19 protein-coding genes and 1 pseudogene are annotated in these 15,466 nt (G+C 30.0%); 6 read left to right on the top strand and 14 right to left on the bottom strand.

The features are described from left to right. Positions 1-765: 765 nt before the first annotated feature. The 4 genes from KQI89_RS05965 to KQI89_RS05980 form a co-directional block, all read right to left on the bottom strand. Positions 766-1,431: a hypothetical protein gene (locus tag KQI89_RS05965; RefSeq protein ID WP_216456310.1), complete on the bottom strand. Its 666-nt coding sequence runs from the start codon at positions 1,429-1,431 to the stop codon at positions 766-768. Positions 1,432-1,676: 245 nt separating this feature from the next. Continuing rightward, entirely contained in the window at positions 1,677-2,921 is a 1,245-nt protein-coding gene (locus tag KQI89_RS05970) for a glutamate-5-semialdehyde dehydrogenase (protein WP_216456311.1), read from the bottom strand. Between the two features lie 25 nt (positions 2,922-2,946). Further along, complete coding sequence (proB, locus tag KQI89_RS05975) at positions 2,947-3,759, bottom strand: glutamate 5-kinase (RefSeq protein ID WP_216456312.1); 813 nt, start codon at positions 3,757-3,759, stop codon at positions 2,947-2,949. A gap of 314 nt (positions 3,760-4,073) precedes the next feature. Further along, positions 4,074-4,277 carry a DUF1657 domain-containing protein gene (locus tag KQI89_RS05980; RefSeq protein ID WP_216456313.1) on the bottom strand — a complete coding sequence of 68 codons (204 nt, stop codon included), beginning with the start codon at positions 4,275-4,277 and terminating at the stop codon, positions 4,074-4,076. Between the two features lie 237 nt (positions 4,278-4,514). Here KQI89_RS05980 and KQI89_RS05985 point away from each other — a divergent pair, with 237 nt between their 5' ends. From KQI89_RS05985 to spoVAE, 5 genes are read left to right on the top strand one after another with little or no spacing between them, the layout of a single operon-like run. Beyond that, entirely contained in the window at positions 4,515-4,721 is a 207-nt protein-coding gene (locus KQI89_RS05985; RefSeq protein WP_216456314.1) for a DUF1657 domain-containing protein, read from the top strand. A 12-nt stretch (positions 4,722-4,733) separates the two neighbouring features. Beyond that, positions 4,734-5,594 carry a DUF421 domain-containing protein gene (locus tag KQI89_RS05990; RefSeq protein WP_216456315.1) on the top strand — a complete coding sequence of 287 codons (861 nt, stop codon included), beginning with the start codon at positions 4,734-4,736 and terminating at the stop codon, positions 5,592-5,594. 12 nt (positions 5,595-5,606) lie between these two features. Continuing rightward, the gene (gene spoVAC, locus KQI89_RS05995; RefSeq protein WP_216456316.1) at positions 5,607-6,086 is read left to right on the top strand and encodes a stage V sporulation protein AC; all 480 of its coding nucleotides are present in this window, start codon (positions 5,607-5,609) and stop codon (positions 6,084-6,086) included. Continuing rightward, positions 6,087-7,088: a stage V sporulation protein AD gene (gene spoVAD / locus KQI89_RS06000; protein WP_216456317.1), complete on the top strand. Its 1,002-nt coding sequence runs from the start codon at positions 6,087-6,089 to the stop codon at positions 7,086-7,088. 22 nt (positions 7,089-7,110) lie between these two features. Continuing rightward, positions 7,111-7,464 (top strand): stage V sporulation protein AE, encoded by a 354-nt coding sequence (gene spoVAE / locus KQI89_RS06005; protein ID WP_216456318.1) that lies wholly within the window; start codon positions 7,111-7,113, stop codon positions 7,462-7,464. Between the two features lie 341 nt (positions 7,465-7,805). On the opposite strand, the gene KQI89_RS06010 is transcribed toward spoVAE, so the two are convergent. The 10 genes and pseudogenes from KQI89_RS06010 to KQI89_RS06045 form a co-directional block, all read right to left on the bottom strand. Then, positions 7,806-8,126 carry a hypothetical protein gene (locus tag KQI89_RS06010; RefSeq protein WP_216456319.1) on the bottom strand — a complete coding sequence of 107 codons (321 nt, stop codon included), beginning with the start codon at positions 8,124-8,126 and terminating at the stop codon, positions 7,806-7,808. Between the two features lie 105 nt (positions 8,127-8,231). Then, on the bottom strand, positions 8,232-8,405 hold the full coding sequence (locus tag KQI89_RS17605; RefSeq protein WP_343216344.1) for a DUF6483 family protein: 174 nt from the start codon (positions 8,403-8,405) through the stop codon (positions 8,232-8,234). Positions 8,406-8,424: 19 nt separating this feature from the next. After that, entirely contained in the window at positions 8,425-8,958 is a 534-nt protein-coding gene (locus tag KQI89_RS06015) for a DUF2314 domain-containing protein (RefSeq protein ID WP_216456320.1), read from the bottom strand. A 108-nt stretch (positions 8,959-9,066) separates the two neighbouring features. Beyond that, complete coding sequence (locus KQI89_RS18150) at positions 9,067-9,171, bottom strand: aminoglycoside 6-adenylyltransferase (RefSeq protein WP_216456321.1); 105 nt, start codon at positions 9,169-9,171, stop codon at positions 9,067-9,069. A gap of 22 nt (positions 9,172-9,193) precedes the next feature. Next, the gene (locus KQI89_RS06025) at positions 9,194-9,811 is read right to left on the bottom strand and encodes a CPBP family intramembrane glutamic endopeptidase (protein WP_216456322.1); all 618 of its coding nucleotides are present in this window, start codon (positions 9,809-9,811) and stop codon (positions 9,194-9,196) included. A gap of 87 nt (positions 9,812-9,898) precedes the next feature. After that, positions 9,899-10,672: a class I SAM-dependent methyltransferase gene (locus KQI89_RS06030; protein ID WP_216456323.1), complete on the bottom strand. Its 774-nt coding sequence runs from the start codon at positions 10,670-10,672 to the stop codon at positions 9,899-9,901. Between the two features lie 265 nt (positions 10,673-10,937). Further along, the gene (locus tag KQI89_RS06035) at positions 10,938-11,075 is read right to left on the bottom strand and encodes a hypothetical protein (protein WP_216456324.1); all 138 of its coding nucleotides are present in this window, start codon (positions 11,073-11,075) and stop codon (positions 10,938-10,940) included. Next, the gene (locus tag KQI89_RS06040) at positions 11,068-12,981 is read right to left on the bottom strand and encodes a S9 family peptidase (RefSeq protein WP_246582958.1); all 1,914 of its coding nucleotides are present in this window, start codon (positions 12,979-12,981) and stop codon (positions 11,068-11,070) included. The genes KQI89_RS06035 and KQI89_RS06040 overlap by 8 nt, the downstream gene beginning before the upstream one ends. 447 nt (positions 12,982-13,428) lie before the next feature. Beyond that, positions 13,429-13,497 (bottom strand): annotated as a pseudogene (locus KQI89_RS18155) (4Fe-4S binding protein); the annotation flags it as partial. 10 nt (positions 13,498-13,507) lie between these two features. After that, on the bottom strand, positions 13,508-13,759 hold the full coding sequence (locus KQI89_RS06045) for a kinase to dihydroxyacetone kinase (protein WP_216456325.1): 252 nt from the start codon (positions 13,757-13,759) through the stop codon (positions 13,508-13,510). Between the two features lie 880 nt (positions 13,760-14,639). Here KQI89_RS06045 and KQI89_RS06050 point away from each other — a divergent pair. Continuing rightward, entirely contained in the window at positions 14,640-15,311 is a 672-nt protein-coding gene (locus KQI89_RS06050; RefSeq protein WP_216456326.1) for a cysteine hydrolase family protein, read from the top strand. The last annotated feature ends 155 nt before the right edge of the window (positions 15,312-15,466 follow it).

Consider the following 15,466-nt stretch of genomic DNA (forward strand, 5'->3'; position numbering starts at 1 on the left):
TCTTAATAAAAGCTTATAACTTAAAGTATGTACATAAACTTAATATATTGTTATGTATTAGAGTAATATCTTTATTATATAATCATTTTAACATAATATCTCTTCAATTAGTGGTTCAATCTTCTTATCTATTAAACGTTGAACTTTTCTCTGTGAATCAAATCTATTAACACCTTCTGTAATTATTTCAGTAATCTAATTGCAACTAAAAATTAATAGATATTATATAAACTATCTGTCTCAGATATATAACATTCACCCTTGCTATAGATTGAAGAGATTTCACCATTTTCAGAAACCATTCCAATAGGATGGTTTACATTAACCTTCTACATAAAACCTCCGCTATTTACGGTAAAGCTCTCCTTGTGTAATTATAAACTTCCTTACAAATAGGAATAAAAAGACTCTATGGAATTTCTCCAATAGAGTCTTTATGTATTAGTAAGTTTCATTGTGTTTGAATAATAAGGTAATACTAATACCCATTGAATATGATTTAAGTAAAAGTATGCTCCCCCTAATTTAAGGAGTATGCAGTTTGATTATTTTACCATATACCTATTATTCCTTGCTTATTTACACTTTATTTATATTCCAGGGACTAATTATAAAAAATCTTAAGCTATTTAAAAGCTTTTTAAATCATTCTTTAACTTTATCCGATGACTTCGCTCTAATACTCCTATCTTCTTCAAAGTGGGAATAAAGAACCTACGTCTTCAGATAAAGATTTCTAAGCTTTAGAGGGAGTAAAAATTACCTCTAAAGCTTAGAACCCTGTTTATCTTCATTATAATTATCATCAATATCACTTCTTATCTTAGTTGCTATATCAGAAACATTGTTTATGATACGGTTATAAGTATTTCTTAATTGACTTAGGGAAGTTACCTTTCTGTGATTTTTTTTCTTCCTATAGATCTCTATTTCCTGTGAAATTCTTTTATTCTCTGCTCTAAGTATCCAAGCAATTCCTGTGGCTATATCATGATGCTTTTGATATTTAATTAAATTTGCTCCTGAAAACTTTATTCTACTATCTTTGACATTTGTTTTTTCTAATGTTTTTGTTAGGATATTAGCAGCATTTTCCAATGAGTCTTTAAATGCATTATCTAGCAATCTCATATATTTTTTTGTATCCTTTCCATACTTGCCAGAAGCAATTTCACCTTTAATTTTTTCGTATTCTGAAGCATATTTTTCTATGAAATTGACTTTGTTAACCTCTCTAACTGAAGCTTCAATACGACTCAAAAACTCGTAACCTATTGCAGCATTCTTTGATATAACTGAATCATTTGTCTCCTTATAAGCTTCATCATTGGAATTTTTCTCTATATTCTTATTGTTGTCTTTAATTTTATGTTCATTAACAGTTGAATTTATTGGATAGGAGATTGTTTTATTAATTTTAATTGACCCCATAATAATTACCTCTCATTTATTAATTACACTTTATATATCGAAGATTAATTTGAATACTATAGGTATGATTTTTCACAATCACTTTTCAATTTGTCCAATTATTTACAGATGACTTTAAATAACTTTTATAAAATAATTTATTATTAAATAATTAAAGATTCTTTGCAAATCTAACTTGCCATATTTATAACGGGAAAAGGAGTGAATCAAAATAATTTCACTCCCTTTGGCTCATTTCTTAGTTATTATCTTATTTGACCATTTCCAAATATTATATACTTATTAGTAGTAAGCTCTTTAAGTCCCATGGGACCTCTTGCATGTAGTTTTTGGGTACTTATACCTATTTCTGCTCCAAAGCCGAATTCCTCTCCATCAGTAAATCTAGTAGAAGCATTTACATAAACTGCTGCTGCATCTACTTGTTGATGAAATTTTTGAGCATTTTGATAATCATTTGTTACTATAGCTTCAGAGTGTCCTGAGCCATATTTATTTATATGACTTATAGCTTCATCTATATCTTTTACTACCTTTATACAAATTATATAATCTAAATATTCTTTATAATAGTCCTCTTCATCTGATAGTATTATGTCATTTACTATTTCTATAGATTTTTTATCTCCTCTAACTTCTACTTTTCTTTGTCTTAACTCATCTACTATTACTGGAATAAATTCTTTTGCTATATCTCCTTGAACAAGTAATTTTTCCTCAGAGTTGCAAACTGCTGGTCTAGTAGTTTTTGCATTTATAACTATTTGTTTTGCCATTTCTAAATCACTATTTTTATCAACATAAACATGACAGTTTCCTGTTCCAGTTTCTATTACTGGAACCGTGGCATTTTCTACTACTGATTTTATTAGTCCAGCTCCTCCTCTTGGTATTAGTACATCTATATATTCATTTAGCTTCATCATATTTTTAACAGTTTCTCTACTTGTATCTTCTATTAATTGGATGCAATCTACTGGTAACTGAGTTTTTTCTAAGGCTTTTTTTAATACTTGTACTATTTTTTTATTGGAATTTATGGCTTCACTTCCACCTCTTAATATTGTTGCATTACTTGATTTTAAGCATAGCCCTACTGCATCACAAGTAACATTTGGTCTTGCCTCATATATTATTCCTATTACTCCTAGAGGCACTCTTTTTTTTCCCATTTGTAGTCCATTTGGTCTAGTTACTATTGAACTTACTTCACCTACAGGGTCTTCTAATCCTGCTACTTGTGTTAAGCCTCCACTCATTCCTTTGATTCTATCTTCATTTAAAAGTAATCTATCTATTATTGCTTCTGATGTTCCCTTGCTTTTCGCATTTTCTATGTCAATTTTATTTGCTAATATTATTTCACTAGCATTTTCTAATAATGCTTTTGACATTTCATTTAAAGCTTTGTTCTTTTCATTTGTTGAAATATTTGATAATATGTACGCAGCTTCTTTTACTTTTTTACCTTTTAAAATTAACTCTTCCATCTAAAATTACTCCCTTTATGTTTTGTTATCTTGCTTTTCCGAGAAATAAAGTTCCTACATCATCTCCATTTAATATGTCAATAAGTTTACTTGGGTTCTTTCCATTTGCTAATATCATATTTGTTCCATTATCAGTTACAATCTTTGCTGCATGTAATTTAGTTTCCATGCCACCTGTACCTAAATTACTTCCTGCACCTTCTGCAAAACTTTTCACTTCTTCAGTTATAGATTTCACTTCTTTTATAAGCTTTGCATCCTTATTTGTTCTTGGATTAGAGTCATAAAAACCATCGATATCTGATAGTATTATTAAAAGATTTGCATCCACAATAGTAGAAACTATTGCTGCTAGATTGTCATTATCTCCAAACCTAGATATATTTTCAATTTCATCTATAGATACACTATCATTTTCATTTACTATTGGAATTATCTTTCTTTCTAGCAAGGTTTCAAAAGTGTTTGCAACATTATTTCTACTTCTTTCACATTCTATAATGTCTCTTGTTAAAAGTATTTGACCTACTGAATAGCCATATTCTCCAAATAATTTGCTATAAATATTCATAAGTTCTACTTGTCCCACAGATGCTGCTGCCTGCTTTTCTCTAATAGTTTTTGGTCTTTCCTTTAAGTTCATTTTACTTACTCCAACACCTATAGATCCAGATGTTACAAGAATTACTTCTTTACCACTATTTATTAAATCAGCTATTGACATGACTATTTTTTCAATTCTTGTTAAGTTTATGTTTCCATTGTCATAGGTTAAGGTTGATGTACCGATTTTTATAATTATTCTTTTTGAATTCTTAATATTTTCCCGATAGTTCATTTTTGTCTCCTCTTAAGTTTTCTTCAATAATTTTATCTATTAATAAGTTTATAATAATATTATCATAAAAATACAAGTTTATTAATACCAAGCTACTTTACAATCAATTAGAAATACTTGGTAAAATATAAGAAACCGAAGAATATATCCTGTACACACAATAAAGCTAAAGGATAGTGTATAGAAATTACTTCAATTTATTATTACAATTTGTCATAGTTTAATAATCTTAAAATAACTGAAAATTATATTATATATTAATATACTCCCATATCTATAAAATATAAATTTAACTAGATACGAGAGTATATTAATTATTTATTATATTGAGGTTCTTCTTGTTTTACAAAGTCAAGTCTTGATTGAAGAGTTTGTTGTACACCTTCCATTGTATTTGAAAGTTGATTAAACATTTGCTGTGCTTCTTGATTATCTGTATCTAAAGAAAATGTCTTCATATCAGCAGCTAATCCTTTCGCACTAGCTAAAGCTGTTTCAAGTTTAGTTCCTGTTGGCATAAAAATCCCTCCTTTATAATTTTTTATTGCAACTATATTTTGTTCATAATAAATTTTAATATTCAGTCTGCTTATAATGAAATGTATTCCATTTAAAATCTAATCATAACTTATCAAACCTTAGTAATTTACCTTTAATAATTCAAATAAATATTCATATTAACAAATGAATTAAAATTAAACTTATTGGTTAAAGTAACTTTAAAGTAATTTAATAAATATAAAGGAGACTTTTATATGACTGCGATTTCAAAGGTAAAACAAACATTGGCTACATTAAAGGGGGCTGAGGCCACTTTAAAAATGTATTCATTACAAGAACGTGATAAAAAATCTAGAGCTATTTATAATGAGGCATCCAAAGAAATAAGTGAAATTAAAACAGATTTAGAAAAAAGAATAGGAGCCATGGAGTTTGAAGAACCCCAATACAAAGGCGACTAAGTGAGGTGGAATATGAATTCTTGGTTAATAATATTATTTAATTCAATAGTTTTATTTTTTTTAGCAATAGTTATAACAAAATATATGAAAAAGAAAACCTTATCTAGAGCTACTCCCTTTGATTTTATTTCTTATGCCGTCATTGCTATTATAATTACTTTAATTTCTTTAAATATAATTGATAATATTTACTTTGGACTAATTGCACTAGCTGTTTGGGCTCTTATGCCTATTATCTTAGATTTCGCTTCTATGAGAAGTAAATCAATTTACAACTTACTACATGGTAAAGAAAGAGTATTAGTTAAAAACGGCAAAATAATGGAAGATAACTTATCTAAAGAGAGAATTACAGGTCAAGAATTCCTGCAAGAAATGCGTTCCCAAAAAGCATTTAACTTAGCAGATGTTGAGTTTGCTGTAATGGAAACAACCGGCGACATAAATGTTAGCTTAAAAGCTGATAAGAAACCTATTACCCCACATGATTTAGGAAAACAAGTATCACCTAAAACTGAACCACAAACAGTTATTTTAGATGGAAATATATTAAATGAAGGTCTTACCAATGCTGGATTAAATAGAGGATGGCTTACTACCCAACTAGAAGTGAAAGGGGTTTCCCTTGAAAATGTTTTTCTTGGTCAAGTGGATTCTTCTGGAGATTTATATATAGATCTTTTTGATGATATGATACAAGTCCCTAAAACACAGATTAAAGAAATGCTATATGCTAGTATTCAAAAAAGTCAGGCAGATCTTATGTCATTTTCTTTAGACTGTGATAATGAAAATGCAAAAGCTATGTACTCACAAAATGCTAAAAAATTAGAAAAAGTTATGAAAAAATTAGAACCATATTTATTATGTTAGAGGGTGATATAAATGTCAAATATGAAAAAGAAGAAAATGACTACAACTCAGCAGCAATATGATGAATTAGTAAATAGTATAGAACCTAAAAGACCTATTTTAACCAATTGTATTAGGGCCTTTCTAGTAGGTGGTTCTATATGTACAATTGGTCAAGGGCTACAGTGGATTTTTATTAACTATTTTAATTTTGATGAAAATACCTCAGTAGGTCCTACTTCCGTAGTTTTAATATTTTTTGCAGCTTTATTTACTGGTCTTGGGATTTATGATCACCTTAGTCAATGGGCTGGATGTGGATCTGCTGTTCCTATTACAGGCTTTGCAAACTCTATAGCTTCTGCTTCAATTGAACATAAAAGTGAAGGATTTGTACTTGGAGTGGCTGGAAATATGTTCAGGCTTGCAGGTGCCATTATTGTTTATGGAGTTTTTTCTGCTTTTGTAGTTGCTACAATAAAAATGACAATAAAATGGTTGGGGGTGATGTAAATGCTTAAAGGACATCAATCCTGGATTTTTAATTCTAAACCTACAATATTAGCTTCTGCAGCTGTTGGTGGTCCTTTTGAAGGTAACGGTGCTTTAGCTGATGACTTTGATATACTTCATGAAGACTTATGGCTTGGACAAGATAGTTATGAAAAAGCAGAAAGAGTTTTACTTGAGCATGCTTGTGAAAGAGCAATACAAAAATCAAATTTAAGAAAAGAAGATATTAACTTTTTTTTAAGCGGAGACTTAATGAATCAAATTATATCCAGTAGCTTTGCTGCAAGAACTTTAGAAATACCTTTTTTAGGAATCTTTGGTGCTTGCTCTAGCTCCATGGAAAGTTTATCATTAGCAGCTCAATTAATAGAAAGTAAAGCAGCAAAATATGTTTTAGCCTCTGCAAGTAGTCATAATGCAGCTGCTGAAAAACAATTTAGATATCCAACAGAATATGGTGTTCAAAGACCTCCTACTGCTCAGTGGACAGTAACTGGAGCTGGAGCTGCTATTCTTGGTCAAAATGGAAATGGCCCTAAAGTAACCTCTGCTACCATAGGAAGAGTAGTAGATATGGGGATTTCAGATCCTTATAACGTTGGTGCAGCTATGGCACCGGCAGCTGTAGATACCATTGAAGCTCATTTTAGGGATTTGAATATTGATGCTTCCCATTATGATCTTATTGCTACTGGAGATTTAGGAAAAGTTGGTCATGATCTTGCCAATGCTTTATTGGAAAAACACGGTGTAAATATGCCAAAACATCTATTTACAGATTGTGGACTTTTAATATATAAAAAAGATCAACCAAGCTTTTCAGGTGGCAGTGGGTGCGGTTGCTCTGCTGTTGTAACTTATGGACATTTACTTAATCGTATGCGTAAAGGAGAATTAAAGAAAATACTAATTGTTGCAACAGGCGCCTTAATGTCTCCTGTATCCTTTCAGCAAAAAGAAAGCATACCTAGCGTTGCACATGCTGTTTCTATAGAAATGTAAAAAAGAAGGTGTTATTTAAGTTATGGAAAAATTTATTTTTGCATTTATAATAGGTGGTTTAATTTGTGTTATTGGGCAACTTATGATGGATACTTTAGAGATTACTCCTGCACACACAACTTGTACACTAGTTGTAATTGGTGCAATATTAGGTGGTCTTGGTCTATACAATCCTTTGATAAAATTTGCAGGTGCAGGTGCATTTGTGCCTATAAGTAGTTTTGGAAATACTCTTGTAACAGCAGCTATAACTGAAGCTGAGCAAACAGGCTTTATAGGAATATTTACCGGTGTTTTAAAGACAGTAAGTGCAGGAGTTTCTGCAGCAATAATCTTTGGGTTTATTTCTGCTATGGTATTTAAACCTAAAGGTTAAGAATGTCAATTAGCACCGTGGAAAGCAAGGGTGGTTTCCTTGTCACAATTCTATAAAAGTCTATAATCAAATATTGATTTACAAGTATCAGAGCATACTCATAAAGGTCAACTTGTTCCTTTTAATCTTATAACTAAAGGTATTTATGAAGACCATTATAGTTATATAAAAAATAACTTTAATGTACTAATTACTTCTGGCTACGAAACCTTAGAACCTTCATTAAGAATAGGTAGCCCAGCAGAAATAGTTAAGACAACGCTTCAAAAACGCAAAGCTGATAGGGAATAACCTATCAGCTTTTATCACAATTTTCACTGCTGTATTTATATAATTATGTCTTATAAATTAGTTCTTTTTAATTTCTTATCCCATTCAATAATCTTATTACTATTCATTAAGGTTTCCAAGGATAAATTATTTACTTTTACCTGTAGATCATCTATCTTCCCATCCACCTCATTTAACTTCTCATGAATAACTATTCTATCATCATAAAGTGCTGAAATCTTAGGAGTGATATCCCCATCTATTTTAACACCCAATCTTCTTATATCTTCCTCAAGCTTTCTTTGACCATGCTCTAATGTTCCTTGACCCTCTTTTAGATTTAATATTTCAGCATACATCTTTTCCATTAAAGAAAACACTTTTTCATCCATAATAAAATCATCCTCCAACTATAATTATAGCAATTATTAAGCTATATTAATAGCTTAACCATAAATTTCTATATTATACGAACGTATTTTCGACACATGTTTCTCTTAAAACTTATAAATAAATTTTTCTATATCCCTTAATCCCTGAAATACTTCTTTCCTAGAGAAGTCTGCTTTAATAAGCTCCTCATCACTCTTTAAAAGTAACATATTATAGAAACCTTTTCCTATATTGACCAAATCCTTAGAAGGATTTTTATGCAGTTTCTCAAATAATATATATACATATAATTGGTATTTATTTACCCTTTATTTTAAACCCAGCTTCTTTCTCAAAGTTCTTTTTTTCTTTTTCTGACATCTGATTGTAAAAATATACTATTGATTTGCCTCCAACTAAAAATCCATCCTTTACATACTTCCAATCAGAAATTTTATTTACATCAAATTCAACTTTGTCTCCCATTTTCATATTTTTTATATAAAACGGGTCATTTGATATAATTCCATGGTACTTATCATTATTTCTCTCTATATTCACAATCCATATATGTTCTTTAGATGACTTACTTCCTGGGTCTGTATCAAAAGGATATTTTACAGCAAAATCAATTCCTTTTGTATCTGGATCATTTAATTCTTTTAAAAATTCATCTATAGTTTCTCTTGCTTGTTCAATTATTAAATTCATTTCTTCGTCTTCTGATTTAACATTAATAATAGAATCATTCCCTTTTGTCTCTTTAGGCAATGACTTGCTACAGGCAACTATATTAAAAGATAACGTTATTAAAAATATTATTATAAAACCTTTTTTTATTTTTCTATCCATTTATTAATCCTCACAATCTAATATCATAAAATCAACTATTAATTCACATATATTATTTGCTTTATCTAATCCTAATAATAAGGATAATATCCATCACTATATCCTTTTTTACATTAGGATTTGCCTAGAACAATTCATATAAACAACTCTAACTCCATTATCCTTATTTGCAACATTGAAAATTAGATCAAACATCTCTTTTTCACTTCTCACGATAATCCCACTACCTACAAATTCATTTTCTATTTACCCAATTTCTATAAAGCGTATTTCCCCCATTCACTATTATGTGGCATAAAACTCCATAAAAAATAGATTGGGTTCCAATAGCTATATAATTAAAGAATAATCCAAGCATAAAAAAATTAATAAACAGCTTTTTGTGTTTCTTTTCAAGAGACCAATAATTCAAATGAAAAAACATAAAAATAAATGAATTTAACAATATAATTAAACTGGTGTTATTTCCTGATAAATAAATTGTCATTGGTAAAATCAAGCCACGAAAAGCCACTTCTTCTAAAATAGGTTGTATTACTCCATAATGGAAGCATTTTAATTTATTATTTTTTCTTGGGTAATAAACATTTGGATCTTTAATACATATAAAAATTGTAACTACAGAAAAAGAGATTATAAAACTAATACCTAGGATATTATTTATAGGAATCTTGGTTATATAATCCATAGGTCTAATTATTAAATAAATAATTAATAATACTAATCCCCAAGAATAATAGCCTACATTTGCCCATAACTGATCTTTTCCTAAGGATGGAAATATCTTTTTAACTATGGATTCTAAGATTGTATATGAAAACAATATTATCCCTATTAATATTAAATAAACCATCTCAATTCCCCCATATTTATTAGTTACATTTGTTATAATGCAATTTAAATAATTTAAAAATTGATTTCTCTCTTAATTCTTTATATATTACTTTCTCAAAATATCTAATGTATGCGCGCTTGCTCCCAACAAATCTGGTCTTTCACAGGTAGAAAAATGATACTTAATAAAAAGTTGAAATGTCTCTTCATCCATAGCATTCAAAATAGGTCTCATATAATTAGCTGGTCCATCTGCTGCAATTAATTTTATTCTTTGAAGTCTTGATTCATCATTTAACTTATTAATATCTTCAATCCTTACATAATCATATAAATCTTTTGGTTCCGATATAACATGAAAATCATCACTAAGTTTCCCATTATCAATACATGCACGAATATTATTTTCCTTAAAACCATATGTTAATACACTATATTCATTCATACAGTATGCTACTAAGATGACGCCTCCAACTTTCGTTACTCTTTTTGCCTCTTGTAGGGCCTTTACTTTATCCTCAAACTTATATAAATGATACATTGGGCCAAATACCAAGGTCATGTCAAAAGTATTTTCTGAAAATCTTGATAAATCTAATGCTGTTCCCTGCTTTGCTTTTACTGTACTTCCTTTTGATTTTAAAATTCCTAGATTATGCTTCACAAGTTCAATTGCAGTAACATCATATCCTTCATTGGCTAATTGTACAGAGTATCTCCCTGTTCCTGCACCAACATCTAAGATTTTTGCCTCCTCATTATTTTCTAGATACTCATGAATATACTTCATGGAAGTGATATATTCAACTTGTCCATATCTTCTCGTTAATCTTTTGTCCTCACAAAATTTATTGTAGTATTTTTCTAATTCTATTGTCATCTCTTTATGTTCCTCTTCTCCAAAGTATGCTATGTTTATATTCCAACAAATATTATACTATAATATTGAAGTTAGGATATAATTTTTTATATTATTTTCTTGCAACCTCTTCTTGTGTAATTCTTATAAAATCACAAAAATTCCTATATTATTAAAAATTTTTTCTATAAAAAACACGACAAACTGTCGTGTTTTTCACTGGTGGAAGCGAAACATGGTGGAGGAAATCCACTATTTCAAACTCTCTCCTTCATTCTTGTTAAGTTTATTTTTTATAATCTTCAAAGCTCTCTTCTAAATTATCTATAATTATTTTAAAATCTTTGTAGCTAATAATTCTTTCACTAATAGTTAAAACATCATATAAGCCTCTATAAAAATAATTTCTGTTCTTATTAAACATGTTTTACAAACCACTCAAGATTTTGTTCCATTATTGCTTTATGAAGTCCTGGTTTATGTGGACTGTGCTCCATTCCCTTAAATACTACAAGTTCACTTTCCACTTCTAAGTCTTGTAGTCCTCTGTAGAGTTCATATGCGTTTGGAACAGGCACTCTCTTATCATTATCACCATGTTGGATAAGGGTTGGTGTACAAGCAGTTTTTATATAGGTCATAGGAGAGGTTTTTGCATATATTTCTGGATCGTTCCATGGCGTCGCTCCTAGATATGATCTAGTAAAGGTTGTTATGTCCGTATTTACATAGTACGTAATCCAGTTACTTATTCCTGCTCCTACAGAGATTGCTTTGAATCGATTGCTAAAGGTTGCGCAGAAGGCTGAGATGTATCCTCCTTGGCTCCAACCCATTACGCCAACCCTCTTGCTGTCTATTATGCCCTTTTCTATTAGGTTATCTACTCCTGAAATAACATCCTCATAATCTCCTACCCCAAGCATTCTAAAATTCTCGGTCAAGAACTTGCTCCCATAGCCTGAGCTTCCCCTATAATTTGGCTCAAGAACAATAAAACCCTTTTCTATAAACTGTTCAATTGGATAAAGTCTATTCATATTATGGATGGGGAATGATGCCCAGGTTGGTCCACCATGTATAACTACCAAAAGCGGATACTTTTTATTAGAATCATAATCATAGGGCTTTGATAAAACCCCTTCTATCTCAAGACCATCCTTGGTGCTCCAGATTAGAAGTTCTTTTTTACTCAATAGTTTGTTCTCGTATACCCTGCTTTCATTGGTTATTTTTACTGCATTTAAATAAACTTCAGCCGCCTTATTTTTTTCTATTTTAATATAAGCTATATTTTCACCGTCGGAGGTACTATCTGCCTCAGCTATATAACATTCACCCTTGCTATAGATTGAAGAGATTTCACCATTTTCAGAAACCATTCCAATTCGATAGTTTGCTCGATCCTGCCAAGTTACAAGGATTCCTTTGCTTGTCCATTTAATAGGTATAACGCTTCTATCCAATTTAGATAATCTCATTGTGGTTTCTTCTTTTTCAATATCATATACTTCTAAAACAACATCTTCATCAACCTTCCATTTGTAATATTCTGGCTCTCTTGGAGTTTTAGCAAATACAATCCTGTTTCCATCTGGAGAGAATGAAATATTTGAACTAAAGCTTCCAGTAATATTGAGTTCTCTAAACTTCTTAGTGGAGATATCCAATAGATACACCTTTGTTTCTCTATCTCTTATGTCCCCTGTTGGAGTACATATAAGTACAGCTTTCTTCCCATCGGTTGATATATTAAAACCCTTTATGCTAAAATCCCTAGGATCTGTTATTGCCACTTCAACATCCTTTGTTCCTTCATTTTCACCTTTTTTCTTATTACTTAGTTCTTTAAATGATTCAATTGCCTCCTCTATTCCTACATAGCATAAATAATCATTCTTATATTCTTTATCAACATATTCAAATTCTCCATAAGTCTCTTTACGCCTTTTTAACTCCTCTGAATCAGCTTCCGTAGTGGTATAGTATATTCCCTTACCGTCAGGGGACCAGATAAAGTTGTTTACACCTTCCGCAGAGTTTGTAATCTGAATTCCATTGAACTCGTCAAAGGTTTTCAAAATAATTTGCTTTCTAAGCTTTTCTTTTTCACCCATCTCTGCAATATAGGCTAGATAGTTCTTATCTGGAGCCCATGCAGGGCTACTGCTTTCAGATTTGCCTGTTGTAATTGGATAATGCTTTTGCCCATCTATTTCATAAACCCATACATGATTTCTGTATGCATTTTCAGCCAAATCAGAAGTCCTTTTAACATATGAAACAACCTTTCCTCCCTTACCAATACTTATTGATTGAATCCATGGCATCTGTATTAGCTCCTCAATTGAAGTATAGCTTGTCTTATTCATAAAATTCCTCAATCCTTTCATTATCATAGGATTTGTGCTCCAAAACAATATTTGGTAATTTTAGCACTTGCTTTAATTATATAGTATGTTTCAGATTTTTTGAACTATTCAAACTATTTTATTGTGAAAATCTTCAATACTACCTTTATATGTAAAATCCATATCTAATTCCGATTCATTTTTTCTGTTGCATTTCCCAGATTTTTTTTGATACCTTTATAAAGTATATATCAGTCATTCATGTAATTAGGTTAATTCTAAAACATAATCTTTTTATACATCATTTAAAAGTTAAGATTAAATTTCTTGGTCTTGATATAGAAGTTAAAAGCAAAGAAAAAAGTGCTCCATCCTCGCAAGATTAGCACTTCTTTCTAGAAAATTTACTTAACTATATTTTTTGTTTTATTCGTCATTTGTATAGCCTTTATTAGGACAAAAATTATAACACCTCATACATATTATACATTTATCTTAAAATTATTTAACCTTGAAGTCCATTGGCTTGTCGTTCCATATCTTCTATAACAATATCATAAATATCACCTAATGAAGAACAATATTCAAGCACTTTCCATGGAGTATTTGTGTGAAAATGTATTTTTATCAATTCCTCATCCCCAACTGCAAGTAAACAATCTCCTTCAATGTTTTTTGTGATATATTCGTTAATTTCATCTTCCGAAAGATTTTTTCCATCAATTAACAACTGTGTGTCAAATCTGTATTGAATCATAATTACCCTCCTTTTCTGTTTTGAAAATTCTTGTTTATATTAATATCTTTCCTTATCATTTTTAAGTATATACAAATATCCATTTTGCATTTTTTTAGGTATGTCACCTTTAAAACCTAATAGTTGCAATTCATCAATTAATGTTATTAAAAAAATCCATGAGATACTATTAATATATTTTCATTAAAATCTTCTACTTTTTTTACAACTATAAATCTATCTCCTATTATACACTATTACGCGCCTTAAACCAGTTAATGTAACTGCTTTTTTAAATTATTCGTATTATTTTGTATAATGTCATATTCATCAAAAGAAGATTTACAACTTTTTAAAGAAGATGCTATTAAAATATATACATCGAATTTAAAAATTCTACTAACTATTAATTGTTATATACTAATTTAACATTTAGAATTATTTTTTAAAGACTTTATTAAATTATCATAACAAGAAACATCTGCCACAGCATAAGGTGTTAAAAACAGTTTTATAAAATCTAGTAAAATCCTTTTCTTGTTCATTTTTCGTTGCAATAATTGGATTTTTATCAACATAATCTAAGTAGTTAGTGTTATCTATACCATCTAATTTTTTAATTACAATATCCTTTTCCTTAACAGTTACTTCATTTATTATTTATTAATTTCTTATTTAATTATACACAAATAAAAGTAAATTAAAAATAAAATTCAATTCTTATACATATATTACTTATTTAGCCTTGAAATCTTTTAGCTTAGTACTAGAATATATTTCATGAATTTGGACAATTCTTATATTACCCACTCTCCCATCTTCCTTGAGCAAATCTTTTTAACACCCTCTCTTATCTATTACATATTATATAATCATATAAAAACATATTAGGAGGATGAATGTGATATATTTTTGCCCTATTTATGGCGGATGTTTTGAATGTTTTAGCAATAGAATTCTTAACTATAGTAGATACTTCTACCCCAGGCACATAACAGCTGAGGTAACAGATCAAACAATCATAGACAAATGGAATACCGTCTCTCCCCCTCCTTCACCTGAGTTGAAATCAGTAGCAGTTGATCCCAAAACCAGTGCCCTATTAATATTGGATATGGAAAACTCCATATGTAAAAGTCCTCGCTGTATAGGCTCTATTCCTAATATTTATAATTTATTGGCTAAAGCTAGAAAAAACCACATGCTAGTTGTCTATAGTCTTATACCTAGAGGAAATCCTATGGATATTTTCAAGCAGCTAGCACCTTTGCCCAATGATCCCATTGTGAAATCAAGCGTAGATAAATTCTATAAAACCAATCTAGAAGAAATATTACAGAAAAAAGGTATTAAAACTGTCATAATTACTGGTTATGCTGCCAATGGTGCAGTGCTCCATACAGCTACTAGTGCTGCTTTTCGTGGCTCTAATGTTATTGTTCCCGTTGACTGCATGTCCGCTGATAATCTTTATGCTGAACAATACACTGCATGGCATATGGTTAATAGTCCTGGAACTAGGAATCAGGCAGTGCTAACGAAAGTTAGTTTAATTAAATTCTTACCATCATAAAAGTATTAAAAGAATAAGCTGAAACCCCTCGACTTTTATTAGGTCCAGGGGTTTAATTATATCTTTCTAAAATATTCTCCTACACATAGGTGATGGGTAATTATATCCCTTTTTCTAAAATATAAACATTTATGAAAATCCCTACCGTAAAACTC

The organism is Clostridium simiarum, from assembly GCF_018919175.1.
Taxonomy (GTDB): domain Bacteria; phylum Bacillota; class Clostridia; order Clostridiales; family Clostridiaceae; genus Clostridium_L; species Clostridium_L simiarum.